The sequence below is a fragment of the Flavobacterium frigoritolerans genome (assembly GCF_025847275.1).
GTDB classification, from domain to species: Bacteria; Bacteroidota; Bacteroidia; order Flavobacteriales; family Flavobacteriaceae; genus Flavobacterium; species Flavobacterium frigoritolerans.
Genome location: NZ_JAOZEV010000001.1, coordinates 397,039 through 423,692 on the forward strand (window position 1 = coordinate 397,039; position 26,654 = coordinate 423,692).

General features: G+C 31.7%; 25 protein-coding genes. 10 read left to right on the top strand and 15 right to left on the bottom strand.

Annotated features, from left to right (window positions below; genetic code table 11):
* Nucleotides 1-111: 111 nt before the first annotated feature.
* Nucleotides 112-1,047: a DUF6268 family outer membrane beta-barrel protein gene (locus OIU80_RS01705; protein WP_264285379.1), complete on the top strand. Its 936-nt coding sequence runs from the start codon at nt 112-114 to the stop codon at nt 1,045-1,047.
* A 1-nt stretch (nt 1,048) separates the two neighbouring features.
* On the opposite strand, the gene OIU80_RS01710 is transcribed toward OIU80_RS01705, so the two are convergent.
* From OIU80_RS01710 to OIU80_RS01735, 6 genes are all read right to left on the bottom strand, one after another.
* Complete coding sequence (locus OIU80_RS01710) at nt 1,049-1,762, bottom strand: LytR/AlgR family response regulator transcription factor (RefSeq protein ID WP_264285380.1); 714 nt, start codon at nt 1,760-1,762, stop codon at nt 1,049-1,051.
* Nucleotides 1,763-2,059: 297 nt separating this feature from the next.
* Entirely contained in the window at nt 2,060-3,112 is a 1,053-nt protein-coding gene (locus tag OIU80_RS01715) for a sensor histidine kinase (protein ID WP_264285381.1), read from the bottom strand.
* 355 nt (nt 3,113-3,467) lie between these two features.
* The gene (locus tag OIU80_RS01720) at nt 3,468-4,067 is read right to left on the bottom strand and encodes a porin family protein (protein WP_264285382.1); all 600 of its coding nucleotides are present in this window, start codon (nt 4,065-4,067) and stop codon (nt 3,468-3,470) included.
* Nucleotides 4,068-4,397: 330 nt separating this feature from the next.
* Nucleotides 4,398-6,179, bottom strand: a complete 1,782-nt coding sequence (locus tag OIU80_RS01725) for a cytochrome-c peroxidase (protein ID WP_264285383.1) — start codon at nt 6,177-6,179, stop codon at nt 4,398-4,400.
* A 95-nt stretch (nt 6,180-6,274) separates the two neighbouring features.
* Nucleotides 6,275-7,732 carry a PhoX family protein gene (locus OIU80_RS01730; protein WP_264285384.1) on the bottom strand — a complete coding sequence of 486 codons (1,458 nt, stop codon included), beginning with the start codon at nt 7,730-7,732 and terminating at the stop codon, nt 6,275-6,277.
* Between the two features lie 197 nt (nt 7,733-7,929).
* Nucleotides 7,930-8,811, bottom strand: coding sequence for a PPK2 family polyphosphate kinase (locus OIU80_RS01735; RefSeq protein WP_264285385.1), 882 nt, complete (start codon nt 8,809-8,811; stop codon nt 7,930-7,932).
* Between the two features lie 257 nt (nt 8,812-9,068).
* On the opposite strand from OIU80_RS01735, the gene OIU80_RS01740 reads away from it, so the two are divergent.
* The 3 genes from OIU80_RS01740 (at nt 9,069) to OIU80_RS01750 (ending at nt 11,329) form a co-directional block, all read left to right on the top strand.
* Entirely contained in the window at nt 9,069-9,905 is an 837-nt protein-coding gene (locus tag OIU80_RS01740) for a DUF6929 family protein (RefSeq protein ID WP_264285386.1), read from the top strand.
* Between the two features lie 104 nt (nt 9,906-10,009).
* Nucleotides 10,010-10,633: a hypothetical protein gene (locus tag OIU80_RS01745; RefSeq protein ID WP_264285387.1), complete on the top strand. Its 624-nt coding sequence runs from the start codon at nt 10,010-10,012 to the stop codon at nt 10,631-10,633.
* Between the two features lie 108 nt (nt 10,634-10,741).
* Nucleotides 10,742-11,329: a phospholipid scramblase family protein gene (locus tag OIU80_RS01750; RefSeq protein ID WP_264285388.1), complete on the top strand. Its 588-nt coding sequence runs from the start codon at nt 10,742-10,744 to the stop codon at nt 11,327-11,329.
* A 65-nt stretch (nt 11,330-11,394) separates the two neighbouring features.
* Here the strand turns inward: OIU80_RS01750 and OIU80_RS01755 are convergent, their stop codons facing one another.
* Nucleotides 11,395-12,240, bottom strand: coding sequence for a L,D-transpeptidase (locus OIU80_RS01755; protein WP_264285389.1), 846 nt, complete (start codon nt 12,238-12,240; stop codon nt 11,395-11,397).
* 578 nt (nt 12,241-12,818) lie between these two features.
* Here OIU80_RS01755 and OIU80_RS01760 point away from each other — a divergent pair.
* From OIU80_RS01760 to OIU80_RS01780, 5 genes are all read left to right on the top strand, one after another.
* Entirely contained in the window at nt 12,819-13,535 is a 717-nt protein-coding gene (locus OIU80_RS01760; RefSeq protein ID WP_264285390.1) for a 3-ketoacyl-ACP reductase, read from the top strand.
* Between the two features lie 709 nt (nt 13,536-14,244).
* A complete protein-coding gene (locus OIU80_RS01765) occupies nt 14,245-14,676 on the top strand; it encodes a hypothetical protein (protein ID WP_264285391.1) in 432 nt (143 codons plus the stop codon).
* Between the two features lie 86 nt (nt 14,677-14,762).
* Entirely contained in the window at nt 14,763-15,338 is a 576-nt protein-coding gene (locus tag OIU80_RS01770) for an STM3941 family protein (RefSeq protein WP_264285392.1), read from the top strand.
* 16 nt (nt 15,339-15,354) lie between these two features.
* A complete protein-coding gene (locus OIU80_RS01775) occupies nt 15,355-16,176 on the top strand; it encodes a hypothetical protein (RefSeq protein WP_264285393.1) in 822 nt (273 codons plus the stop codon).
* A 7-nt stretch (nt 16,177-16,183) separates the two neighbouring features.
* The gene (locus OIU80_RS01780; protein ID WP_264285394.1) at nt 16,184-17,002 is read left to right on the top strand and encodes a hypothetical protein; all 819 of its coding nucleotides are present in this window, start codon (nt 16,184-16,186) and stop codon (nt 17,000-17,002) included.
* 96 nt (nt 17,003-17,098) lie between these two features.
* Here the strand turns inward: OIU80_RS01780 and mtaB are convergent, their stop codons facing one another.
* Nucleotides 17,099-18,433, bottom strand: a complete 1,335-nt coding sequence (gene mtaB / locus OIU80_RS01785; protein WP_129537510.1) for a tRNA (N(6)-L-threonylcarbamoyladenosine(37)-C(2))-methylthiotransferase MtaB — start codon at nt 18,431-18,433, stop codon at nt 17,099-17,101.
* Between the two features lie 616 nt (nt 18,434-19,049).
* Between mtaB and OIU80_RS01790 the strand changes: the two genes are divergently transcribed.
* On the top strand, nt 19,050-19,568 hold the full coding sequence (locus OIU80_RS01790; protein ID WP_264285395.1) for a hypothetical protein: 519 nt from the start codon (nt 19,050-19,052) through the stop codon (nt 19,566-19,568).
* A gap of 153 nt (nt 19,569-19,721) precedes the next feature.
* Here the strand turns inward: OIU80_RS01790 and OIU80_RS01795 are convergent, their stop codons facing one another.
* From OIU80_RS01795 to OIU80_RS01825, 7 genes are all read right to left on the bottom strand, one after another.
* Nucleotides 19,722-20,249, bottom strand: a complete 528-nt coding sequence (locus tag OIU80_RS01795; RefSeq protein WP_264285396.1) for a GNAT family N-acetyltransferase — start codon at nt 20,247-20,249, stop codon at nt 19,722-19,724.
* 5 nt (nt 20,250-20,254) lie between these two features.
* On the bottom strand, nt 20,255-21,046 hold the full coding sequence (locus tag OIU80_RS01800) for a Cof-type HAD-IIB family hydrolase (RefSeq protein ID WP_264285397.1): 792 nt from the start codon (nt 21,044-21,046) through the stop codon (nt 20,255-20,257).
* A 98-nt stretch (nt 21,047-21,144) separates the two neighbouring features.
* Nucleotides 21,145-21,363: a putative signal transducing protein gene (locus OIU80_RS01805; RefSeq protein ID WP_035622589.1), complete on the bottom strand. Its 219-nt coding sequence runs from the start codon at nt 21,361-21,363 to the stop codon at nt 21,145-21,147.
* A 38-nt stretch (nt 21,364-21,401) separates the two neighbouring features.
* A complete protein-coding gene (locus OIU80_RS01810; RefSeq protein ID WP_264285398.1) occupies nt 21,402-22,055 on the bottom strand; it encodes a DEAD/DEAH box helicase in 654 nt (217 codons plus the stop codon).
* Between the two features lie 94 nt (nt 22,056-22,149).
* On the bottom strand, nt 22,150-23,313 hold the full coding sequence (locus OIU80_RS01815) for a sigma-54-dependent transcriptional regulator (protein WP_264285399.1): 1,164 nt from the start codon (nt 23,311-23,313) through the stop codon (nt 22,150-22,152).
* A gap of 815 nt (nt 23,314-24,128) precedes the next feature.
* Nucleotides 24,129-25,445, bottom strand: a complete 1,317-nt coding sequence (locus OIU80_RS01820; RefSeq protein WP_264285400.1) for an ABC transporter permease — start codon at nt 25,443-25,445, stop codon at nt 24,129-24,131.
* A gap of 151 nt (nt 25,446-25,596) precedes the next feature.
* Complete coding sequence (locus OIU80_RS01825) at nt 25,597-26,517, bottom strand: ABC transporter ATP-binding protein (protein WP_264285401.1); 921 nt, start codon at nt 26,515-26,517, stop codon at nt 25,597-25,599.
* Nucleotides 26,518-26,654 lie beyond the last annotated feature (137 nt).

Here is a 26,654-nt window from a genome sequence, read left to right on the forward strand (position 1 = left end):
TTTGATATGTGTTGAATTTTACCATTGGTCAACAGATACTAACCATTAGTCAAACGTTTTTTTAGGATTGATATCGAACATGGTACTTCGTGGAAAATTTTAATTTAAATCATGAAAAAATCTGTTTTTTATCTATCACAACTGTTTCTGTTTCTATTAATTTCGATTTCTACGAAAGCGCAAACTGGCATATCAGGGGAAGCTAAAATTGATTATGTCCCGTTTTCTAATTATGTACGACCAATAGACAGTTCTAAAACTGACGCAAAGAGTAATTTCAAGAGGGCTCAACTTACACTCGAAGTTCCCATTTCTTTAAAAATGGACAAATACAATCATCCAAGACTTTGGTCAATTGGTGTTCAGGGTGCTTATGCCAAAATGGAAAATAAAAATTATGACATCTTATCTTTTCCTACTGAATTACCAAATGGGTTCCCTACAGAAATCTTAAATGCACAAATTGGAGTCAAACACCTACGATCAATATCTAAGTCTTGGTCATTATTAATAATGGCTTCTGTTGGTGTTTATACCGATATGGAACAAATTAATAAAGATGATGTATTAATTCAAGGAGGCGTTCTTTTCATCAAACAATTCAATCCAAATTTAGCTTTTGGAATGGGGCCAGTTCTTACCAATAGTTTTGGTGTTCCAATGGTACTTCCTGGAATTTATTTTAATTGGGAATCCCAAGGAGCTTTACATTTTAGAGTCAACTTTCCAGAAGGAATCGAATTAGGTTACAGAATGTCTGAAAATTTCGACTTAAAAGCTGTTTTGGAATTAGGCGGAATGACTGCTGAAACTAATGTAGGTAATAAATCGATTTTATTAGGTTATCAACAAATTATTGCTGGTATTAAGCCACAAGTAAAACTAGGTAAAAATTGGATATTTGAACCCACTATAGGATCAACTTTAGTTCGTTCTTTCTCGACCAATAACCGAAAAATAAAAGACATTTTTAAAGAAAAAGACCTTGCTGACCCAAAATTTACAACCACTTTTTATGGAGCCGTTGCTATGAAATGGAAGTTCTAGATTATCGGCTCAATAAATTTTTATAAACTACCTCTTTCAATAACGCTTCTCGACGTGTTCTTGAAATTGGTAGTTCTTGTCCTTTTATAAACAAACGTCCTCCAGAGACGGAATCGATATGGGTAATATTTACCAAAAATGATTTATGAATTCTGAAAAAAATCTCAGCAGGAAGTGTTTCTTCTAATGAAATCATCGTTTGATGAATTACAATAACCTTGTCCTTAAAATGCAGCTTGGCATAATTTTGCATTCCTTCTATATATAAAATATCTACCCAAGAAATTTTTTGAAATCCTTCTTCTTGACGTACATAAAGAAATGGATCTAGTGGAGTTTGTTTAGGAGCTCCAACCATTTGATGCCATTGTTTCGCTTTTAAAGAAGCCTGATAAAATCGTTGAAATGTTATCGGTTTCAGCAAATAATCTACCACTTGCAAACGATATCCATCCAAAGCATGTTCGGAATAGGCTGTGGTAAAAATCACTAATGGCGGATTATCCAAAGATTCTAAAAATTCTAAACCTGAAAGATACGGCATATTTATATCCAGAAATAACAAGTCCACTTGCTTTTCCTGAATGTACGAAGTGGCCTCTAGCGCCGAAGCACAAGTACCTATTACTTCTAGAAAATCTATCTTAGAAATAAAATCTACAATCCCATTTCTAGCTATAGGCTCATCATCGATTACGAGGCATTTCATATTCATTTTTTTAAGTTTTGTTTCAGGTTTTCTTTCTTTCAGGTTTGGTGCTTATAATTTAAAAAGGTTTCTCGCAGATTTTGCAGATTTATTCTTTTATAAAATCCTTTAAATCTGCGCAATCTGTGGCAAAAAATTAACCTCAAAGTTTGCAGTCCCGATAGCTATCGGGATACACAAAGTTCACAAAGGTATTTCAACACAAAGCCTTGCGAACTTTGCGTTTTATAAAACCATCAGTGTAAAAAAAATTGCGCTCTTTGCGGTAAAAAATCTGCATAATCTGTGGCAAACAAAAATGTATTAATTTAAATCCAAAGCAACCTCAACTGTAAAATCCGAATCGGTCTTATTTATCCTTAACTCATGTCGATTTGGATACTGGATTGCAAGTCTCTTTTTTACATTTTCAAGCCCTAATCCCTGACTTTTGGATGGAATTTTATATTGCTCGGTATAAGAGTTTTCTATTTTAAAAACCAGTTGCTTATTTTCTTGTTCGCAAGATAAATGCACATACCCTTTTTGGTTTGGTAATCGTGAAACATGTTTGAATGCATTCTCTATTAAAGGTACCAAAAGCAAAGGTACGATTTGGAGTTGCCCGTCTTGGATATTCCAATTAGTCTCCACTTCCAATTCATCTCCCCATCGAGTTTTTTCGACAGAAACCAAATCTTTTAAATACTTAATTTCTAGATATAACGAAACATATTCTTTATTGCATTCATACAATTGGTATCGCAAAATATCCGAAAACTGAATCAATAAATCCGATGCTAATTTTACATTGCTTTGCATTAAAATATGAATGTGGTTAAGCACATTAAACATCAGATGTGGATTAATTTGATCTTGTAAAATCTTTATTTGCGCCTCTAAATGCACTTGTTGTAATTGTGCATGGTTTTTTTCGATAACATTATGTTCCTGATAAAATCGAATACCACATGCTGTACCATTAATTAAGATTGCGGCTGGAACACTACCGCAAAACCTTGCCCATAAAAACTGTAGCGAAGTCATATCAGCCTCCTCTGGATACAATCGTGTTCTAAAAGAAACATCCGAAAAAGCCGTATAGATTAATGCCAAACAAAATGACAGAAGCAAAACTATAAATAACGCTTGTATTGCAAATAGTTGCATTTTATTCTTACGCAATGCCTTAGGAAGCAATATATCACTAAGAAAATGTCCTAGAATAATGGAACATAATAAAACCAAAATCACTTGGTAAGTAGCATCCAAGAAATCATAATCTTCAATCATTTGTGCCCAAATGGTTGTTCCTAATATAAACCAAAAAAAGACTATAAATATCCAGTGAAATTGAACTTTATTTTTTGCTTTCATGTAAAAAAAGAAATAAGTAATTAGAGAAATTTAGCATTCAAAAGTAACCCGATATTTCTAAAAAGAGCAGCAAAGAACTAAAAAATCCTTTGCTGCTACTTCTGGGTTAATTATAAGGTCGAAGGAATCTTAACCTCTGGGGGTAATTACTTCGCCTGGTCGCTTCGCTTGGTCGTAAAAATTTCATTTAACACATAGAAACATAGATTTTATGTATAAATAAAGAGCACTAAAAGAAATACATTTCTTTCACATAGCTAGGCTATGTGCATTTAAAATAAGTGAAATGCCTTCTTTGAGAGTACAAAACCTATGTTTCTATGTGCTAAAATTAATTACACCCAACGGAGATGGTTTATAATATGAAATATCCAACACTCACATTAAAAGAACTTACTTTAGAATTGAAGTCTTTACTTATATTATTTAGACCTCCTTGATAAGTAAAATCCAAAGTAAACTTCCACATCTCAACTCCTGCTCCAACCTGATATCCTATATTGGACTTATTAAATTTCCCAAATGAGTTTTTTAATTGATTTAATGACGTAATATTTTCGTCGATAACATAAGAGTAAACTCCTCCTCCAAAAACTCTCACATTTAGTGCATCAAAATTCACTACTTTATAACCAATAACTAATGGAACCTCAATACTTTTCCATTTTACATTTCGAGCGCCCATCAAAGAAGTATTCTCAATCTTAGAAGATTTCTCGCTATACAAGATTTCATTTTGAATATAAAACCTCCCTACATCAAACCGTGCCATTGCACCTCCAAAATAACCTGATGCATATTTAGAACTAAAGCCATCCGAAACTGGTAGCTCTGAGTAATTTGCTCCCCCTTTTATACCTATATGGATTGGTAATGGAGATTGGGCAATTGCTTTGCTAGAAATTAAACTTAATAAGAAAAGAGTTGTCAATAATAGTAATTTGTAAATTTTCATGATAATAGTTTTTATTAATTTGATGCAAAGGAGCATAAACTATAATCTCTATTAAAATTAGTTTGATGAACGGCATTACACTTTTGACCAACGGACAGATATCATTTTAATCTGTGAAATCTGTGACAAAAAAAGTAACCGCAAAGTTCGCAAAGCAACATGTGAATCTTTAGCAGATTAAAAAAAATTAGAAATTCGTATCTCTTATACATAATCTTTCATCTCTCAGTCTTTCATCTTGCCTCTATAATCTTGCCTCTATAATCTTGCTTCTATAATCTTGCTTCTATAATCTTGAATCTCCCAGTCTTTCATCTTGCCTCTATAATCTTACTTCTTACCCACCAAATACCTATCATCCGTCAGCGTCTTCATAAAGGCAATTAATTGTTTCTTTTCTTTTTCGGTTAAGTTTAGTTTATCTTCAGGTAACGTTTGGTTAGGAAGATCAAAACCTAAACCTATTCCGCCACCATCATTATAAAAATCAACAACTTCTTCGAGTGTTTTATAAACCCCGTTATGCATATAAGGAGCTGTAAGTTCTATATTTCTTATTGTAGGTGTCTTAAACGAAAACTTATGAATGGCTGCTTGTGTTAATACAAACTTCCCTAAATCGCCATCAAGCATTTTATTTTTATTTGGCGTACCCAACACTTCACTTTCAGATTTATCAAAATTTGGAGGAACTGTTCCGTTTGTAAGCGGAATAAAATGACAAGTTGCACATTTGGCTTTGCCTGCAAATAAATTAAAACCTGCTTTTTCATCTGCTGTAAATGTTGCTTTATTTTGCATATATCTGTCGAACTTAGAGTCGTAATGACTTAAAGAACGAATGTAAGATGCCAAAGCATTTTTTATTTCAAATTCATTTATTTCTCCTTTCGGAAATGCTTTTTTAAACTCCTTCACATAGTCAGCATTATTTTTAATTACCAATGCTGATTTTTCTAGAGAGCCATGCATTTCGTTTTCATTTTTTATAACTGCAACTGCCTGATCTTCGAGATAACCTACTCGGGAATCAGAGAAAAATACACGCTGAAAAGCGATATTAGCTAGCGTTGGTGTATTACGTTGAATCATCGATTTTCCGTCTAATGAAATCGCTCGTTCTAAACCATCTGTAAATGCTTTTTCTTCATGATGGCACGAAGCGCAAGAGCGCGTATTGTTTCCAGATAAAATTGGATCGTTAAATAACTTTTTCCCTAAAGCAATTTTTTCTGGTGTTGTTTTATAATCTGGAAAACCAGAAAATGCTTCTGCATCAAATGCGTCTTTATCAAATATAGTTTGTGCTGTTGGTTTTAAACCTCTTGATTCTGTCATAAACGGAATCCCTAGTTCTGTTTGAGTTGTATAAAGTCCTCTACTCAATGGATTCGCAATTTCTCGAATAAAAAAAGCGCGGTCAAAAGTATTAAAATCAGTATTTGCTTTTAAGTATTTCTTTCCTTTTTCAAAGATATCAAGAACCTGTTTAGCATTCGAAACCTTCTTATCCTCTATAAAAACTCGATAATATTTTTCGATCGTTTCCAAAGATACCAATGCTTCGGGAATGGAGTTAAAAATAACAGGCGAATCAAATCCTGTAATTCCTAAGGTAATTATTCGATATACCTGCAATCGCATAGCATCAAATACATGAGCATCGGTTAATTCATTTGTACTCGAAACTTTTTCTAAACGAGTTAAATTAGCAGCAAGCACTCCCAGTTCCTGAACCAATTCTTTTTTGCTTTCTGCATTATATTTCGGAAAAACCAACTCTTCAATAACCTGAAAGCCTTCGGGTGGAACTGTTATTTTATCATTTTCTTCAAACTCACTTATTGCTGGGCCATTAATAGCTTTAGAAACTGTTGGCGAGTAATATTCGCTTATCATTTCGACTTTCTTATAGCTTTGGTGTGCTTCTAAAAATTGTCTCTGGATTTGTGCTTCGGTCGAATCCGATTGAACCGAATATTTAAGTTTGGCAACTTTTTGAATCAATAAAGTAATATCGGCTTTAAACAATTCATTTATTTCCTGATGTTTGTTTTTTTTCTGACAAGCAACTAATACTACTAGCAACAACAAACAATATATTTTTTTCATGATTTAATAACGATTAAAAGAGGAATATTCAGAAAAACAGAAACCACTACCTCAGATCGAAGTAGTGGACAGCTGTTTTATAATTACTTAAAAATTTATCTTGCTAAACCTTTAAGTACTAAGATTTGACTTGCTTGTTGTTCGTTAGGACGGTTAGTTCCACCATCAACACCTTTATATTTGTCGCCAGTCCAGCTATGAGGCTGAACACTTAACATAAAAGTGTCTTCGATACCAACTTGCTCAGAAACATCAATCAAAGCACCATATTCCCAATCTCCAAATTTAGACATACCTCCTACGTTATATTTAGCAGCATCTGCTTGTGTACGACGGTGATCCAATTCAACCACTACTTTTAAATCTTTAGTTGCAATGTTATATTGATAGATATAAGCATCATGCGTTTCATCACCATATCCGTTAGCATCTTCCTGAACGTACACATAGTTTTTCGTTACACAAATATTATCAGGGTTTTGAAATTTACCTGCAATTCCAGAACGGTTATCTCCATCAAGAACAACTTCTAAAGTTCCTTTTAATGGATCGGCTGCATCAAGATTTAATCTATAAACTCTACCATATTTAGTTCTAGAACCATCCGCATTTGTTCCAGTAGTATTTTGTCCTGTAGCGTTAAAATACAATTCACGATCTGCAGTACCACCACCTTTGCGGTAATCTAAATCTTCAACACGACCAAATTTAATTGCTTTTAGAGTATTTACTGATGCGTTAATTTGTGCACCTGTAAGCGTTTTATGGTTTTCAATTTTTACAAAAGAAACTGGGTAAGACTTACTAACCGCCATATCCATCTCTCTTTGGTTATCGTCGTTTCTTTTTAGCATATATAAAGAACCTCCTGATAAATCACCTACAGTATTTGATACATACATAAAAACCTGACCTCCATAAGTTCCAGAGTCATCATCACCAATTACAACAACTGTTTTTCCTTTGTAAGCATTTGTACGTAAAGGCAACGCATTTTCGGCACTTAAACGACCAAAACCTGCTAATTCTTTAGATACCGATGCCGAACCTACACTTCCGTTAGGATCTAATGCATGCGTACGAGATTCCTCTCCAGATTCTCCACAAGTTAAATATACAGGTCCGAAACCATGCTCTGCTGGCGTAGCCATTGTAGCTCCACATAATCTCCAAGTTCCTCCGCTAGAGTTTAGCAAGTATTCCCCTTTAGTAGGTTTAAATGTTTTGTCAAGAGTAATTCTAGAAACTGCAAAATTGTCTTCATTGTTTACCAAAAAAGTAAAAGTTCCATCTGTATTTTTTAACAAACCAGAACCATCTGCAGAACCTCCAAAAACAAACTTAGGACTATCTGGGAAAACATCATCAGAACTAAAAAGAGAATAGATTTTTAGGCTTTCGAAACCTGCTTTTGCTTTTAATAAACTCGGTGTAAGCGATTGGTCTTTTAATACAACACTTGATGTTGCCACTTCCTCTTGATCTTTTGAATCGTTATTACATGATGTCATTAACGAGCCTAGAATAATTAGGGGTAAAATAATTCTTTTCATTTTTAGTTTAAGTTGGTTTATATTTTTTTGGCAAAGTAAGCCCCCACTCTTTAACTAAAAATGATTTAGATATTATCAAAAAAACAATAGTTATATCAAAACTGCCAAATAAACCCTAAAATAATTAACATTAAATTAGTAATACAAAACATTCATAAGCTTTCAGTAACATCAAACCAAAAAAAAGAGCCTTATTTCTAAGACTCGTTTTCTAATTGTTGTTGATAAACTTTAATATTATCTTTTATAGCTTCAGCCAATTCAGGTTCCTTAATATCCGTATGTTTTTGCATTTCTTCCCAAATAATTTTGGCAACAATATAACGTGCCATTTCTTTATCATCAGCAGGAACTACATACCATGGAGCATCCTTAGTCGAAGTTTTATTTATTGCCTCCTCATAATATTGCTGATATTCATCCCAATGTTCACGTTCCTTTAAATCCCCTACAGAAAATTTCCAATTGTGCTTTTCTTTATCCAATCGTCGCAATAATCTTTGGCGTTGTTCCTCTTTGCTCAAATGCAAATAAAACTTCAGAACAATAATTCCGTTTTGGGTAATATGTTTTTCAAAGTTGTTAATTTGCTCAATCCTGTTCTTCCAGAAATCCTCTGGTATATCTTCTACTTTCTCAATTCCAGGCAAATTCTCATTTAATATAAACTCAGGATGCACACGAGTAACCAAAATATTTTCGTAATGCGTACGGTTAAAAATCGCATACTTACCTTTTTCAGGCAAAGCAAGATAATGTCTCCACAAATAATCATGCTCAAGCTCAGTCGAATTAGGTGTTTTAAAACTATGAACCACAACCCCACGAGGATTAAACTCCTTAAATACTTCACGTATCAAACTGTCTTTTCCTGAAGTATCCATTCCTTGCAAGCAAATCAAAACGCCGTACCTATTATGAGCATACATCGTATCTTGTAGTTTACTCAATTTGGCTTGAACCTTATCCAGCTTCACTTCCTTTTCTTTCTCATCGGCATCTATATCCAGTAAGGTAGGGATTTTTGATAATTTTATTTTATCAACAACTTTAAATTTTTTTGGGTCAATTGATTTCATATTTCATCGTTTTAATTAAAGTAAATATACTATTTTTGGTCAGCTTTTTCCCTCTTTGCATTACAATACTTTTCAGTAAATTGCTTTTTTCTAATAAAGTAACAGGAGTTTCCGTTGGTCGCTCTGCTTCTTCAAAAAAAAATAACAATTTCCTCTCAAAGTATTTTCATTACAAATGGAATTCACTGAACTCTATTTAAAATAAAAATATAGTGAAGTAATCGGAGCTAAAACAACTAGATTTAAAAACAACAATCATGGAAAAATTTACACTCGAAATACTATTTCAAATCATCGGGATTGGTTCCGCATCAGGACTTATATATCAAGACAACTCATTATTTGTTATTAGTGACAATAGCGGTTATTTATACGAATACAACATTGATAATTCCGATTTAAAAAAGCATGAAATAATTGCAAATCCTACCGAAAATATTGCCAAAAATCTAAAACCTGATTTTGAGTCCATCACAAATCATAATGATACCCTTTACATTTTTGGTTCTGGCTCTACCGCTCAAAGAAACAAAATGGTTGAATTCGATTTAAAATCAAAAACTAAAATTGCCACAAACAATTTAACCGATTTTTATGCCGTAATGCAAAATTTCTCAGGCATCAAACCAGAAGATTTCAATCTTGAAGGTGCTATTTTCGATGGTGAAAATTGGTATTTATTCAATCGCGGAAACGGGAAAACTAATGAAAATGCCATATTTACCATACATGCCAAAAGTTTAGGCGAAGAATTTAGTCTTATTTCTGTAGATTATAAACTCCCAAAGATAAAAGGAGTTCGAAGCAGTTTTACCGATGCAATTCTTGTTGATGATAAAATTTACTTTTTGGCTACAGCCGAAGACACTAAATCGACTTACAATGATGGAGAAATTTTAGGAAGTTTTATTGGTCGAATCGATTTAAAGACCATGAAAATAGACTATACAAAAAAAATAAGTTCTACTAACAAATTCGAAGGATTGACTTTATATAAGAAATCAAACAATCAAATTGATTTTTTACTTTGCGAAGACAACGATACGGAAGTTTTAAAAACAACAATCTACAAATTAACTTTACCTTTAAAGTAATTAATATTCAAAACAACAAAGCTTCATAAATTAAATAATCCGTAGCTTAAAATATCATTATAAATATCAAGCTCTACTCCCTCTATTACCAAGAGTATTAAAAAATGAAACAAACCTATAAAAACGTACTTATCTTCTTATTCTTTTTTAGTACTCAGATTTATGCACAAGATCAAGAATGTATTATTTATTTTAAACAAGGAGATTCTATTGAGGGTTACGGCTTAATTCGAAATAATAAAATAAAATTCAAGATTTCTAAAGACAGTGAAACAGATTCTTGGGATTTTGAAAATGTTTATAAAATTAAATTTCTTGGAATTGATATTGTGCAAACCTATGAATATGTAAAACTAAATTCTTCGGGTAATCCGAAACTAGTTGAACTTGTAGTTGATGGAGAAGTCAATTTATATAGAATGGAAAAATCACAAGATTTTATAAAGTCCAAATTAAAGCCAACAGCCTCACCAAATCAGAATATAACTTCACTACCAAATTACGCTTACTCTACAGAGCAAACAAAAGATCTTTACTATTTAAAACGAAAGAATAATCAATATGCAACTCATATAAATATTGGGATTCTCTCTAATTGGAAAAAAATATCAACCAGCTATTTTTCTGATTGTGATGTTCTTGTCAAAAAAATAAAAGATAACAAGTTTACTGCTTATCAAATTAAAGAGATAGTTGAATACTATAATGACATTTGCTACGAACAATAAAAAATAAAAAACAATCTATCCAGACGGAAATGAGATTATTACTAGTTATCTTAAAATCTAAAAGAATAGTACAGAAAACAATTTATAAATTAACTTTAAACAATTAGAATGAACCCAATCTTAAATCAAAATCTATTTTTAGTAAAAGAACATGTCGGGATGTTCAAAGCTGCAAATAACTACGATATCTACAATCCAGAGAACAATGAACTAATCATGAATTGCCGAGAAAAAAATCTAGGCATTTTTACCAAAATATTACGTTTTACCGATTTTAAAAGAGCAACTCCTTTTAACATAGAAATTGCCACACCTGCAGGAGAAAAAATAATCAATGTAAAACGTGGGGTAGCAATTTTTCGCTCTACAGTAGAAGTATTCGACGAAAAAGATCGCTTAATTGGTACATTCAAACAAAAATTGCTTTCTATTGGAGGAAAATTTGAAATTTTAGACAAAAACGAAAAGCTAGTTTGTACTCTACAAGGAAAATGGACCGGTTGGGATTTTAAATTTACTAAAGACACCAAAATGCTTGGACAAGTAAATAAAAAATGGGCTGGAATCGGAAAAGAATTCTTTACCAGTGCTGATAATTATGTCCTTCAAATTGAAAATACCGTTAACCAGGACGATAGTTCAAGACAACTGATCTTAGCTGCAGTAATGTGTATCGATATGGTATTGAAAGAATAAAAATTACACTCAAATAGAATAGAAGCCACGAATTACCTCAATAAAAAGGATTCGTGGCTTTTTCATTATTTATTATTTTGATACGCTTCTCTATTCTTCTGTTCAGTCAAAATCTTTTCTAAGAAAGGCGTTGTTTCTTTTTCTATCTCTTCTTTCGAAATTTCCAAAGCCTTAGGATTTTTAACTAATTGTAGCCAAGGCTTCTTTCCATCAAAATCATAAGTTCCAAAAACGACTACAGGAGTTCCTTTAACCTTTACATTCTCTTTGTCAGCAAGAACCCACTGATTAGCCCAATCATAAAGATAGCGAGCATCTTTTTCCTGAAGTCGCAAGCAGGAATGCGAAGCAGGATAACCTGGTAAAGCGTATTCATGAAAACCAACACCTTTCTTGTTCTCTATATTAAAATTCCATTTTAACTCCCACTCATCATTAAAAGTACTTGTTGTTTTTTCGGCTTTCCAATTGGTATAAAAAAGTCCCGTTGGCGTTGGATCTTTTTTTCTTCCCATATTAGTCTGTCCAGTATAAACTAATTGCCCTTTTTCATAAGCTGCAAATGTTTGCGATGGGTACGAAAAGAAGATTATCTTATCAATATCTCTTAAATACGGAACTGTCAGCGGAAACGGAAGATAATTCTCAACCTTTTCATTTAAAACTGACGGAACAATAATAGAATCCATTTTGGGAAAATTTGCTTTATCAGTTCGATTAACAGCAACAAGAATGCCTAACTGTGCATCACTTGTTGTATTAGCCTTCAACCAATCTTTTCTATTCTCAATATGATACGAAATTGCGGTTGGTTTTTTTCGTATTTCCATTTCTTTTATCTCTGGAGCCTCATTTTTTTTACATGAGAATGACAGAATTGCTATAGTTAAAATAAGAAGTGTCTTTTTCATAATAAAAGTGTTTATTACAAATTTGGTTTATTCAATAGAAAAAAGCATTACATAATTTTCTCCATTTGTTTCTTTATTTAAAGATACCAATAAAGTATCTGATAGAAGCATTAGTAATTTAGCACTATATCATTTCTTTCTATACTTTAATTTTAAGTCCACTAAAATCCGCATCATCTGCGTTCAATTTTCATAACAATCTTTTTAACTATAAATAAAAAGCAGTATCTGTTTTAAAACATAGATTTTGCACATCTTAGAAAAGACGTTTTTACTTATTTAAAAAGCACAAAGCTAACTATGCGAAAGAAATATATTTCTTTTTGCATTCTTTTTTTATATAAAATCTATGTTTCTATGTGTAAAATGAAATTTTCATGAAGTACACTCGAAGCATATGTAGTAATAAAACTTAACACATTTTAAAATAAAAAAAACGAAAACGTAATAGTAAAAAATGCAGTTAATTTTATATTAAGAATCCCTATTAAAACCACTTCCAAAGTCGAAAATAAGTATTTTTGCATGACAAACTATTTTAAACAAATTGTACTTTACAATACATAAAAATAACTACTATGAGTAATCTAAAAAATAAAAATGCACTAATTACTGGTGCAGGAAAAGGAATTGGAAAAGCAGTTGCAATTGCATTGGCCAAAGAAGGTGTAAATGTAATTTTAATGGCAAGAACTCAAGCTGATATTGATACTGTAGCAACCGAAATAAATGCACTTGGAGTAAAATCATTAGCAATTACTGCTGATGTATCTGACATTAATTCCGTTAATAATGCTGTAAAGAAAGCATTAGCAGAATTTAAATCTATCGATATTTTAATTAATAATGCCGGAATTGCTGCTTTTGGTAATTTCTTAGAATTAGAACCAGCAGCTTGGGAAAGAATTATTCAGGTAAACTTAATGGGGACTTATTATGTAACTCGTGCGGTTTTACCAAATATGATTGAAAATCAAACTGGAGATATCATCAATATTTCTTCGACTGCAGGGTTAAACGGAAACGCATTGACTAGTGCATATAGTGCTTCAAAATTTGCAGTTCTTGGACTAACTGATTCTTTAATGCAGGAAATGAGAAAACACAATGTCAGAGTTACAGCATTAACACCAAGTACCGTAGCAACTGATATGGCAAAAGATTTAAAACTAACAGATGGTAATCCTGAAAAAGTAATGCAATCTGAGGATATTGCTGAGCTAATCATTGCCCAACTTAAACTAAACCGTAGAGTTTTTATTAAAAACAGCAGTATTTGGTCTACAAATCCTTAAACATAAATAAAATTCCAAATCTTAAAATTCCAAATTCCAATAACACACAACATTCTGTTATTGGAATTTTAGTGTTGGAATTTCAAAACTAAAATGATGGAACACTATTTAAGATAATTAATTGCAATAGAATTAAATGACGAAGAACTAACCTTAGACATAAAAGGTCAGCTTAGTAGTGAACTGGATTTAAATCCGGAGAAAATTAGAGTAATTGAATTTCCTCCGGATTATATCAATTCTTTGAAATTAGTAATTCTAGAAGTTCAGAAATAGAATCTCTTAAAAAAAACAATAAAGCCCTTTTTTAAAGGGCTTTATTGTTTTTAATCTTTTCTGACTGTATGGCTAATTGCTTGAGCTTCTAATCCAGCTTTATTGTAACGTCTCTTCAATCCATTGAATAAATAGCTTAAAATGATGTTTTTTAAATTTTATATGAGCTTGTTGTTGTTTTTAATACAAGACCTTTGCACTCGCAAATCAGCGATACTATTTTACTTTATATTTATAAAAATCAAGATATTAATTCGTTGAATTGGCAAATAAAAACTTAAAAAATATAACAACTATTTTCAATTATTAATCAAAAAACTTAAAAAACTTAAAAACAATGGTATCTTATTGGCTCTTATTATTTTTTATTCTAATTTTTTCAAGTTTATTAGCTACAGTAATGTTACTAATTCTTCGCAAAACCTCTTTTGGTGTGCGCAAAAATATAGTTGCTTTTACATTCCTGATTCCTATTGTCAGCCTTTGTATTTATGTAACTTTTGGATGTGTAAATGTATGTATTGTAAAAAATGAAGAGTCTGTAAAAAGATACGTCTTAATTTATAACACAACATACCAACTTGAAAACGGAGATTTATTGCAAATAAACTTCGACAAAGAAAAAATATCATGTATCATAATCAATGATACCCCAACTCCTCTATTTTTTGACTTAGTTGGTTATAGCAAAAGGGGAAATACCTCTATTGAATATGGACATAAAGACATTATACCTTATAGTATAAATTCAATAGAACAATATCCTGACTTCACATTCTCAGATCCACCTAACGAAGTGTTTGTTTCTTCCTCAAATTATGCTGCAAATGATCTAACAATAAAAGGCTGGCTACATAAAAACTAATTTCTATACAATAATCAGCTATTACAGACATATTATTATAAGTATAAAAAAAGAATTTAAAAACGAAATACAAATAAAACCTAATCATGGAATCACAAAACTTACAATTCCCAAAGAGTATTTATGTAAACAAAGCAAAAGCAAAAAATGAATCGATAATTTTTGGGGTACTTGCCTTATCATGTTTATTCGGATTTTGGTACGGAACTGGAAATTTTTTCACCGCAGACTTCTACTACCCTAAATTAGTGATTTTTATGCCAATATGTTTTGTAATACTATTAATTGAGACGATAAAAAAACATAAAGTAGCATCAAATAATAACGCAATACTGAATCTTTCAGAAAAAGGAATTGAGTTTTTCAATAAGGATTATGCTGCAGTTGGAATTGTTCCCTGGAATGAAATTACTGGCGTAACAGAATTAGAAACAGGGAGTTCTTATTTTGGTTCTACGAAAGTAAAAGAACTTTGCATTACTGTTAAAACACCATCTATTTATTTAGACAAAATGGAAAAAAATCATCAAAAAAAAATGGTAAAATTTAACACTAAAAATAGTATTCAATCAATATTTAATATTGAATCAGCAGTTTTAGATGTGGACACTATAAAGTTCAAAAAAACTATTTATCAAATGATCGAAAAAACTAATATTTAATTAATCTATAAAAATTATGTTTTATTATTATAGTATTGTCTCAAAACCTTTAACTTCTACCTTAATAGAAAAAGAAACTTGCCCAGTTTGCTCTAAAAAAGGAACTATAGAAGTTATATTATACATGAAATTTGCGGCCGCAATAATCCCTATGTTTGGGTTAGGCAGACCAACTAGTGTACATTGTACCGAATGCGGTCATGAAATTAAATCAGTAAACACACCTATACTCGCTGAAGCATTTAGTCAAAAAAAATATTCTCCCGGAATAATTAATGCAATAAAAAATATTAAAGCCAATCATAAACGCACGCTTTGGCAATTAGTTTATCCTTGGTCGCTAATGATTTTATTAGGCATCGCAATGATCTGTGGATTAGTAATGCAATACTCTGTAAAACATACTAATTCACAAAACAGCGAAATGCTTGCTAATCCAAAAATTGGAGATATTTATAAAGTAACTATTGACTCTATGTACTTATTGAATGCAAATACTATGGGAAGCAAAAACTCGCAAACTTTATTTAAAATCGTAGCTATAAAAAATGACACTCTTTTAATGGTTCGTAATAAGCAGAAAAAAGAAGGAATTGGCGTTAAGGAAAATGAATGGAGTACATTCTCTAGAGAAAATAATGCATTTGAATCTATTCCTCATAAAATAAGTTTAAAGGGAATTGCAGAAAATAAAGAACTTTTTGAATTCTTCAATCAAAAGAAGATTGATTCAATAAATAAAACAGATTTAGTAAAGTCAACAAATCCACTTCACTTTTCAAAATCAATAGCCCGAATTCCTAATTTTAATGGAATTGAAGTTGTAGAACGAAAATAGATCTATTATGTTTCACTTTTACCGTTATAGCTTTATCACAAAGCCCTTAACATCAATTATATTAAGTGATGAAATGTGTCCCGCTTGCAACAAAAAAGGCTGCATAGAAGTTACTCTATATTTGAGATATGCTAAGGTATTTATCCCTATTCTTTCGATGGGCAGGCCAACGAGTGTTTGTTGTATAGAATGTGGTCATGAGATAAAATCAGTCAATACGCCTTTATTTGACAAAAACAAATACTCGCCTGGCGTAACAAATGGCATAAAAGACATTCAGGCAAGTCGTAAACGAAGTCTTTTGGAATTTATTAATCCTTGGACTGTTTTCATTTTATTAGGATTAGCTCTTACTTATGGTCTAATTTCATTATGGTCTTTCTCGAGTAATAAGACAGATAATAATGAACTACTTAAAAGTCCTAAAGTTGGAGATATTTATAAAGTCAATATCGATTCGATGTTTATATCTGCCGACGAAAAAGCTGTTGAAAATAAGATTTCTAAAACCCTATTTAAAATTATGGATATAAAAAACGATACCTTATTAATGGTTCGCAATAAACATAAAGCAGAAGGAATTGGTCTTAGTGAAAGTGACTGGAACTCTTTATCCAGAAAAAATAATGATTTTGGTAATACACCTTATAAAATTAGTTCAAAAGGAATATCTGAAAAAAAAGAAATACTCGAATTCTTTAATAAAAAGAAGATGGATTCAATAAATAAAACAGATGTAGTAAAGTCAACAAATCCTTTCCATTTTTCTAAATCAATTGGAAAAATACCTGACTACAATGGAATTGAAATAATAGAACGAAAATAGATATCTTAACAAAAACATAAAAGCCCTTTAAAAAGGGCTTTTATGTTTTTTATCATTTCGTCCAAAGGGAAAAATGACAAACTATATACTAAATTTTTAAGCTTCCGCTAATTTATTTACAAACTCTAAACGAACACTTCCGTCTTCATCAATAGTAGTCAAATTAATTTCGTGTAAAGTATTCACTAATTCAGGATTCCAAGGAGTTTTTACTTTTACATAATTCTCAGTAAAACCATGAATGTAGCCTTCTTTATTTTCACTTTCAAAAAGTACTGTTTTATTAGCTCCTAATTGACTTTCATAAAAAGCACGACGTTTCTTAACCGATAATCCTCGTAACATCTTGCTACGTTTGGCACGCACATTTGCAGGAACAATTCCTGGCATATTAGCTGCTTCGGTATTGTCTCGTTCAGAATAAGTAAAAACGTGTAAATAAGATATATCCATTTCATTCAAAAAATGATACGTCTCTAAGAAATGCTCATCAGTTTCACCAGGGAATCCAACAATTACATCAACACCAATACAGGCATGTGGCATGACTTCTCTGATTTTATTTACTCGCTCTGTATATACTTCGCGAAGGTAACGACGCTTCATTAATTTCAAGATATCATTGCTTCCTGATTGCAACGGAATATGAAAATGAGGTACAAAAGTTCTGCTCTTAGACACAAATTCAATTGTTTCATTTTTCAACAAATTGGGTTCTATCGAAGAAATTCTCAATCGTTCAATTCCTTCTACTTTATCCAAAGCTTGTACTAAATCCAGAAAAGTATGTTCGTGTTTTTTATTCCCGAATTCCCCTTTTCCGTAATCTCCGATATTAACTCCAGTTAGAACTATTTCTTTGATATTTTGAGCCGATATTTCTTTGGCATTCTGCAATACATTCTCCAAAGCATCACTACGAGAAATTCCTCTTGCAAGTGGAATCGTGCAGTAGGTACATTTATAATCACAGCCGTCCTGAACTTTTAAGAAAGCACGAGTTCTATCACCTATTGAATAACTACCAACATAAAAATCGGCTTCCGAAATTTCGCAAGAATGTACTTCGCCCATATCGTTTTTGCTCAAATCATTGATGTAATCAGTGATTTTAAACTTTTCGGTTGCTCCCAAAACCAAATCAACACCATCTACCGATGCCAATTCTTCTGGTTTAAGCTGTGCATAACACCCTACAGCTGCAACAAATGCTTTATCGTTAAGTTTCATCGCTTTTTTTACAACCTGCTTAAACTGTTTATCAGCATTTTCGGTTACTGAACACGTATTGATTACATATATATCAGCAACATCTTCAAAATCGACACGATCAAAACCTTCATCATTAAAATTTCTGGCAATTGTAGATGTTTCCGAAAAATTCAGTTTACATCCAAGCGTATAAAAAGCAACTTTTTTTCTATTTTCCATAGCAATAAACTACGTTTTAAGTAGTATCTATTATAATTTATCTCTTAATAAAAGAGGTTGCAAATTTACGTACAATTTTCTTCAAAACGAAATCAATAATTAACTAGATATCAATATTTTGAATTGAATGAACATTTATTTCTTCTCAAAAAAACAATCCTAGTTTTACTTTTAACAAAAATGAAAAGCAAAATCTTGGAAAACCAGATAAAAGTATCCTTTTGACACAATAAAAACGCTGACTCGATTTTTTTTATCAATTTAAATGAAATAAATAATGTAAAAAACATTCTAACTACAGATAAATCTTATTTATACATAGTCCCATTTTTCCCTCTAGAGCCATCTTACACTAACAAAATCTATCCAATTAAATGGATATTAGCAAAATGCAACCTTTTAAAAAAAATGATTTTAAAAAATAAAGTTTTCCTATTATACGCTTTGTTCGCGTAAATATTCGTCTTAAATTCACCACACGAAAAATGTGGTAAAAACAACACTAATTAACATCAATTTACGTTAGTTATTTTTCATAAAGTTCTTAATTGAATAAAAACGAAAATGGGCAAGCCGAAAACCATATAGAGTAGGTATTAAAATTAATTTAAAAAATATGAAAGCATTTTTCCCTACAATCTTATTAATGCTATTAACTACTTTTGGAGTGCAAGCACAAACTGCTAGTACAACTACCAATCCTTTTCCTTCTATTACTACACTTACCTCATGGGCAAGTTACAATTCACAATCAAAATTTGATATTGAAGTTCGTGGTATTGGGTTTAAATTCGAAGTAAAATCTGTTGAGGAAGGTTCTACTGCCTTTACTTATATCAGAAAAGTAACTGTAAATGACATCTCTTATACAGATAGAATCGTTTATAGAATTGCTAATGGTAATACTGCAAGTATCATATCACTAGTAACTGCTTCGACTGATTTAGTATCATTGTACACGCCACAATTGTCTACTTACAAAAGCAACAACTGTAAAACAGAAATGTCTAAAGATAAAAATACAACTTGTACTTGTTATGAGAATGCTAACTACTCTATTGATGTTTGCGACGAACGTGTGAAACTTACAATGGGTGATGGAAATAAGTATTTTATTTCAGTAGCTAAAAAATAAGCTTAAAAGCTCCTAAGATACCGTTATCTTGTAACGGAACTGTGTTACCCAAATCTTTACATACAAAAATCGGCAACAACTTACCTACAATTTGTTACTAGATTAAAAACTAAGAGTCTGTAAAGATATGGGGGACATTATGTTTTTTAAAATCTAAAGATTAGGATTCTTTAGTTCATACCAAACTTCTTCTTCGCCATCAAGCATAAAAGAATTCACATACTTTAATCCTAGTTTTTCTAGAATATTTCTAGAGCCACTATTTTCTGGATCGGCGTAAGCATAAATTGCTTCTACTTTCATTTCATTAAAAGCATGATCTATAAAAGCTTTTCCAGATTCAGTAGCATATCCTTTTCCCCAATGTTCCTCAATAAAGCGATATCCTATTTCATAGAAATCTTTATGACCATTAATAGTATCACTAATGAATTTTATTCCTGACCAACCTATAAAAGTATTAGTTTCTTTAAGAACTACAGCCCAACGCCCTGTTCCAAAAGTTGCATATTGTTTTTGTATAAGTCCTATAGCGGTACGACTTTCATCAATATGAATAACAGGTTTTTTACCTACATACCTATGTACATTTGGGTTCGAATCCAACTCAAACATTCCTTCATCATCTGAAGAAAGTAGTTCTCTTAATAATAATCGTTCTGTTTCAATTGAAGATTTCATATAGCTTAGTTTAAAATATATCGTTGTACTACTTCAGCAACACCATGATTATTATTTGATGCTACAATAACATTTGCTCTATCACGTAATTCGGGAGTAACATTGTCTACCCAAACTCCTAAACCTGCATATTCTATCATTGTTAAATCATTACCTGCATTTCCTACAGCAATAATCTCACTTTGATGAATATTTAATTTTTCTGCCAAAAGTTTTAAACTTGCCGCTTTATCTATTCCGTTTTGAGCTACTTCCAAGAAAAAAGGTTTAGACATTGCTACACTCAAATGAGGCATTGCATTTTTTAAATCATCTTCAAGACCTTTCAAATAGTTTGGCTCTTCTAGCAAAATACATTTTACAGCAGCAGTAGTAACTGCATCTTTAAAACTCGCCACTTTATGGTGTTTTAAACCTGTAATATTTTTTTCTATTTCAATAAATTCCGAATCAGTCTCACTGATAATCTCATTATTTAAATAGGTAATAATATGCGTTTTGTTCTTTAAACTATAATCGTACAATTCGTGTATTTGTTCTTTTGACAAAGTTTGTTCAAAAAGAATTTCATCATCTTTTACACTACTTATAACTGCTCCGTTAAAAGAAATCATATATGAATTATTTAAATCTAATTCCAATTCTTTTGCAAAAGAAGTCATCGCCGAAGTGGGTCTCCCAGAAGCCAAAACTACATAAACTCCCATTGCCTGAGCCTTAAGGAGCATTTCTTTATTGATATCCGAAATTTTATGGTCATCGGTCAACAAGGTATCATCCATGTCTAAAACCAGCATTTTATATTGCATATTCTTTATTGAGTTACCAGTTTTAGTCTCGGTTTTCAGTCACAGTAAGCACTGTAAACTGCTACTAAAAACTGTTTACTTATCTTTTAAAGACTCATTCTAAAATCTTCGATAATAGGATTTGCTTTTGCAAAATCAGTCTCTTGAATAAATACCTCAACAGCTAAATCTGTATTTCCAAAACCACCTAAACGAGCCGATTGGATATTGTTTTTAATTACTGTATCTACTTGCGCCTCTTCTAATTTTTGTTGTAACGCTTGCGCTAAAATTTCACTTCCCGAAAATACTTTCATTAATCCCATATCATTTCTATTTTATTTATTAATAACTTAATTAAAATCTATTCTTCAATATCTTCTTCTTCATCCTCTATGTCTTCATCCTCATCGATTTCGAACAAATAAGGTTCCAGTAACATTTTATCAGTCAAAATTTCGATACGTTCTGTAAGTTTATCTGTAAAAACAATTCGTTGCGTTTTAGCAATACTATTTGAAATACGCATAATTCTAGTTTCATGACGTAATTTCAAAATCGGATCTGCATCATCTAAAATAAACATTTTCAAACGATTTACATTATACCCAGCTGTAGTAAACATATCGCTTAATTTATTTGGTGTTCCTATTAAAACATCAATCCCTGTTGAGATATAGTTTTTGTCATAATCAGTATCTCCTTTATCATGTACTCCGTAAACTTCAAGATTATTATACTTTCCGTACTTTTCAAAAAGTTCTTCCATTTCAAGCACCTTCGCTTTGTCCTCTACAATAATCAAAGCACGCGGTGACTCTTCATTTTTACCCGCCAATTGCTGAATAACGTTCAATACAATCGTTGTTGATTTTCCGCTACCTTTTGGAGCCACAATAATACAATCTACTCCACTCTTTAGCGTAGAAAAAGTTTCCTGCTGCAATGCATTAGCTTCGGTTAAACCGTTTTCTATTAATGCCTCCTGTAACTTTTCGTTTATTTTTTTTAGTTTCATCTTTTTAATGCTTTAAGCTTTAAGCGATATGCTTCAAGCAAAAATTATTTATATTTTTAAATACCTAAGGCTTACTGCCTAAAGCTTTTTGTATTTACTTGCTTGCAAACATTTTTACATCTGTTTCAGAAATTTCGCTTCCACCTAATATAATTAAGCGCTCTACAACGTTTCTTAATTCTCTTATATTTCCTGTCCAATCATATTCTTGTAATAATTGTATTGCTTGTGGCGAAAATAACTTAACCGCATTTCCTTGTTCTGAAGCTATTTTTTCTACAAAATGCGTAATCAATGCAGGAATATCTTCTCTTCTATCATTTAAAGACGGGACTTTTATCAAAATCACAGCCAAACGATGGTATAAATCTTCACGGAAACGCCCTTCAGCAATTTCTATTTTTAAATCTTTGTTAGTTGCGGCAACCACACGAACATCTACTTTTATATCTTTCTCAGCTCCTACTCTGGTAATCATACTTTCTTGTAAAGCACGTAATACTTTGGCTTGAGCCGAAAGACTCATATCTCCAATTTCATCTAGAAAGATAGTTCCTTTGTCAGCTGCTTCAAACTTACCCGCCCTGTCTTTTACAGCCGATGTGAAAGCTCCTTTTACGTGTCCAAACAATTCACTTTCGATTAACTCACTAGGAATCGCAGCACAGTTTACTTCAATTAAAGGAAAATTAGAACGTCCGCTTTTTTCATGCAATTGGTGTGCAACCAATTCTTTTCCGGTTCCGTTAGGTCCTGTAATTAAAACTCTAGCTTCAGTTTCGGCTACTTTATCAATCATAATTTTAATATGACTAATAGCTTCACTATCACCGATCATTTCATAATTCTTACTAACTTTTTTCTTTAAAATCTTATTTTCAACAACAAGCTTTTTTCTGTCCAAAGCATTACGAACTGTATTTAATAAACGATTTAAATCTGGCGGTTTCGATATATAATCAAATGCTCCTAAGCGCATCGTATGAATTGCTGTTTCCATATCACCATGTCCAGAAATCATAACCATCGGAATCTCTGGTTTGATTTTTTTCACTTCTTCCAATACCTCGACACCATCCATTTTTGGCATTTTGATATCACACAAAACCAAATCGTAATCGTTATTTTTTATCTTTTCAAGTCCCGAAATTCCATCTTCTGCATCCTCTACCTGATAGCTATCGTTTTCTTCTGATAGTATCTTAGTAAGTACTCTACGGATAGCTGCTTCGTCTTCTATAATTAGTATTCTACTCATTTTTTTTGAGGTTCTAAGTTGCAAAGGCTCAAAGGTACAAAGTTTAAAATCTTTGTCGTTTTATAACCCTACAGCTTTATTATTATTTTAATATTAACCGCAAAGGTTAAAAAGAACAAAGGCACAAAGTCTAAAACCTTTGCCCCTTTGTTACTCTGTATCTTTTTTTTAAGGTTCTAAGTTGCAAAGGCTCAAAGGTACAAAGTTTAAAATCTTTGTCGTTTTATAACCCTACAGCTTTATTATTATTTTGATATTAACCACAAGATTAAAAAAACAAAGGCACAAAGTATAAAACCTTTATTCTTTTGTTACTCTGTATCTTTTTTTTAAGGTTCTAAGTTGCAAAGGCTCAAAGGTAAAAAGTTTAAAATCTTTGTCGCTTTATAACCCTACAGCTTTATTATTATTTTGATATTAACCACAAGATTAAAAAAACAAAGGCACAAAGTATAAAACCTTTGTCCTTTTGTCACTCTGTATCTTTTTTTGAGGTTCTAAGTTGCAAAGACTCAAAGGTACAAAGTTTAAAATCTTTGTCGCTTTATAACCCTACAGCTTTATTATTATTTTAATATTAACCGCAAAGGTTAAAAAGAACAAAGGCACAAAGTCTAAAACCTTTGCCCCTTTGTTACTCTGTATCTTTTTTTTGAGGTTCTAAGTTGCAAAGGCTCAAAGGTACAAAGTTTAAAATCTTTGTCGTTTTATAACCCTACAGCTTTATTATTATTTTAATATTAACCGCAAAGGTTAAAAAGAACAAAGATTTTAAACTTTGTACCTTTGTCCCTCTGTATCTTTGCTACTTTTTTTTAATACTTAAGCCATCTATATAATTCTTTCCATGTAGGTTTCTTACCATACATCAATATTCCTACGCGATAAATTTTGGCAGCAAACCAAACTACTGCAAAAAATGAAGCAAACAATAAAGTTACGGAAATAAGTATTTGCCACCAAGGCACTCCAAACGGAAGTCGCATTAACATAACAATTGGTGAGGTTAGCGGTATCATCGAAAATACGACAGCAATTGTCCCATGCGGGTCATTTACTACAGTAAAGAAACCAATATAAACACTCAAAATCAATGGCATAATAATAGGCAAAAGAAATTGCTGAGAATCGGTTTGATTATCAACTGCTGCACCAATAGCCGCATAAAACGAACTATATAAAAAATACCCTCCTATAAAATAAATTACAAATCCAATTAGAATACTCCCAATTGGCAAACTCCATAATTCATTAATATACATTTGCGCCGTGCCCACAAACTCTTTTTGTGCGGTAGCCATTAATTCTGGTGGAATCTTAGCTGTTGGTCCAACATTTACACCAAAAAATGCTGATGCTGCAAACATTAGAGCAAATCCTATTACTGCCCAAATTAAAAACTGCAATAAGCCTGCTAATGAAGTTCCGATTATCTTACCCATCATCAACTGAAAAGGTTTTACTGATGAAATAATAATCTCGATAATTCGATTGGTTTTTTCTTCGATTACACTTCGCATAACCATATTACCATAAATAACGATAAACATCATTATTAAGTAACCAAAAGATCCTCCAATTGCAATTTTTATTTCGTTTAGCCCTTTTAAGCTTTCCTCTCCCGATGCTTTTGCAAGATGTATATTCACATTTGCTTGGGCATTTTTTATAGCCAATGTATCTAAATTTGCCTCTTGAAAATTAATTCGGGTAATCTCATCGGCAATTGTATTTTGTGTGTTTTCAATAAAAGAAATACTCGGACTATTATTCGATATAAATTCGATTTTACTTTCTAAATCTTTTATTTTATCTGCTTTAGGAATCAAAAGCAATCCGTCTAAACGTTCTTTAGCAATACTATCTTTTAAAGATTGCAAGGGCACTTTTGATAAATCGAGATATCTAAACTCAATGTTTTTCGCATTTTGCTTTGTAAACTGCGAAGCAAACAAACCTGTTTCGTCATGAATTGCAATACGCTTTGTTTCAGCTTTCATAGAACTTAAATATCCGATAAAAGCAGCTATCCCAACAAATAATAGCGGACTTAAAAAAGTCATTACGACAAAAGACTTATTACGGACTTTAGAAATAAATTCTCTTTTTATAATTAATGAAATTATACTCATTTTTTATTTTAGATTGTTAGATTTTTAGACTACTTAAACTTGCTTAGATTATTTGATTATTCATTTTTTTTGATTTCTCTAGACTTTCTTGGGCTTATTTGGATTTTAAGATTAACTTAAGTAGTCCAAAAATCTAAGCAAGTCTAACAATCTATTTCGTTACTGTTTGAATAAAAATATCATTTACACTTGGAATCTTCTCAACAAAATGAGTTACTTGTCCACGTTGCGTTAATATATTTAATAACTCATTTGGGGTGGCATTTCCTATCTGGATTTCCAGTTTTAATTCGTCACTCAATGATTTAAAATTTGCAGGTAAAACAGTGAATTTTTGCGTAACATCATACATCAAACCTTCTATATTGTTTGTTAATATCCCTACCTCAAAGCTATTCGTCTTAAATTGTCTTTTTACATCAACCAATTTCCCCTCAATCAGTTTGTTTGATTTATGAATCAAAGCAATATGATCACAAAGTTCTTCTACACTTTCCATTCGATGTGTCGAAAAAATAATTGTTGAACCTTGTTCTTTTAATGCCAAAATTTCATCTTTTATGACATTGGCATTAACAGGGTCAAAACCAGAAAATGGCTCGTCAAAAATCAATAATTTTGGTTTATGCAATACACAAACTACAAATTGGATTTTCTGTGCCATTCCTTTTGATAATTCCTGAACTTTTTTGTTCCACCATCCTTGTATCTCTAATCTATCAAACCAATATTCTAATTGTTTTTTAGCTTCGGCTTTAGACAATCCTTTCATCTGAGCCAGATATAAACATTGCTCTCCTACTTTCATAGAGTTATACAATCCTCTTTCTTCAGGAAGGTATCCGATATGTTGAACATGTTTAGGTTGCAATTTCTCTCCATCAAGAATTACCTCTCCACTATCTGGATAAGTAATTTGATTTATAATTCGTATAAGTGATGTTTTTCCAGCTCCATTTGGCCCTAATAGTCCATAAATACTACCTTTTGGAACATTTAATGAAACTTCATTAAGCGCAACATAATCACCGTATTGTTTTACGACATTATGTACTTCGAGTAAGTTGCTCATGCTTTTTTTTTGGATTTACTAAGTCAATATGGCCATTTTGGCCTCGCGTGTGTAAAAGTAAATAATTAGTAGCGAATACTAAGTATTGTTACAAAAAAAAACCCATCCTAAAACAAAGTTAAGATGGGTCTGTAAAT

Excerpts from the sequence above, each read along its gene's own strand:
- OIU80_RS01705 (WP_264285379.1), top strand. The coding sequence starts at position 112 with ATGAAAAAATCTGTTTTTTATCTATCACAACTGTTTCTGTTTCTATTA.
- OIU80_RS01710 (WP_264285380.1), bottom strand. The coding sequence starts at position 1,762 with ATGAATATGAAATGCCTCGTAATCGATGATGAGCCTATAGCTAGAAAT.
- OIU80_RS01715 (WP_264285381.1), bottom strand. The coding sequence starts at position 3,112 with ATGAAAGCAAAAAATAAAGTTCAATTTCACTGGATATTTATAGTCTTT.
- OIU80_RS01720 (WP_264285382.1), bottom strand. The coding sequence starts at position 4,067 with ATGAAAATTTACAAATTACTATTATTGACAACTCTTTTCTTATTAAGT.
- OIU80_RS01725 (WP_264285383.1), bottom strand. The coding sequence starts at position 6,179 with ATGAAAAAAATATATTGTTTGTTGTTGCTAGTAGTATTAGTTGCTTGT.
- OIU80_RS01730 (WP_264285384.1), bottom strand. The coding sequence starts at position 7,732 with ATGAAAAGAATTATTTTACCCCTAATTATTCTAGGCTCGTTAATGACA.
- OIU80_RS01735 (WP_264285385.1), bottom strand. The coding sequence starts at position 8,811 with ATGAAATCAATTGACCCAAAAAAATTTAAAGTTGTTGATAAAATAAAA.
- OIU80_RS01740 (WP_264285386.1), top strand. The coding sequence starts at position 9,069 with ATGGAAAAATTTACACTCGAAATACTATTTCAAATCATCGGGATTGGT.
- OIU80_RS01745 (WP_264285387.1), top strand. The coding sequence starts at position 10,010 with ATGAAACAAACCTATAAAAACGTACTTATCTTCTTATTCTTTTTTAGT.
- OIU80_RS01750 (WP_264285388.1), top strand. The coding sequence starts at position 10,742 with ATGAACCCAATCTTAAATCAAAATCTATTTTTAGTAAAAGAACATGTC.
- OIU80_RS01755 (WP_264285389.1), bottom strand. The coding sequence starts at position 12,240 with ATGAAAAAGACACTTCTTATTTTAACTATAGCAATTCTGTCATTCTCA.
- OIU80_RS01760 (WP_264285390.1), top strand. The coding sequence starts at position 12,819 with ATGAGTAATCTAAAAAATAAAAATGCACTAATTACTGGTGCAGGAAAA.
- OIU80_RS01770 (WP_264285392.1), top strand. The coding sequence starts at position 14,763 with ATGGAATCACAAAACTTACAATTCCCAAAGAGTATTTATGTAAACAAA.
- OIU80_RS01775 (WP_264285393.1), top strand. The coding sequence starts at position 15,355 with ATGTTTTATTATTATAGTATTGTCTCAAAACCTTTAACTTCTACCTTA.
- OIU80_RS01780 (WP_264285394.1), top strand. The coding sequence starts at position 16,184 with ATGTTTCACTTTTACCGTTATAGCTTTATCACAAAGCCCTTAACATCA.
- mtaB (WP_129537510.1), bottom strand. The coding sequence starts at position 18,433 with ATGGAAAATAGAAAAAAAGTTGCTTTTTATACGCTTGGATGTAAACTG.
- OIU80_RS01790 (WP_264285395.1), top strand. The coding sequence starts at position 19,050 with ATGAAAGCATTTTTCCCTACAATCTTATTAATGCTATTAACTACTTTT.
- OIU80_RS01795 (WP_264285396.1), bottom strand. The coding sequence starts at position 20,249 with ATGAAATCTTCAATTGAAACAGAACGATTATTATTAAGAGAACTACTT.
- OIU80_RS01800 (WP_264285397.1), bottom strand. The coding sequence starts at position 21,046 with ATGCTGGTTTTAGACATGGATGATACCTTGTTGACCGATGACCATAAA.
- OIU80_RS01805 (WP_035622589.1), bottom strand. The coding sequence starts at position 21,363 with ATGGGATTAATGAAAGTATTTTCGGGAAGTGAAATTTTAGCGCAAGCG.
- OIU80_RS01810 (WP_264285398.1), bottom strand. The coding sequence starts at position 22,055 with ATGAAACTAAAAAAAATAAACGAAAAGTTACAGGAGGCATTAATAGAA.
- OIU80_RS01815 (WP_264285399.1), bottom strand. The coding sequence starts at position 23,313 with ATGAGTAGAATACTAATTATAGAAGACGAAGCAGCTATCCGTAGAGTA.
- OIU80_RS01820 (WP_264285400.1), bottom strand. The coding sequence starts at position 25,445 with ATGAGTATAATTTCATTAATTATAAAAAGAGAATTTATTTCTAAAGTC.
- OIU80_RS01825 (WP_264285401.1), bottom strand. The coding sequence starts at position 26,517 with ATGAGCAACTTACTCGAAGTACATAATGTCGTAAAACAATACGGTGAT.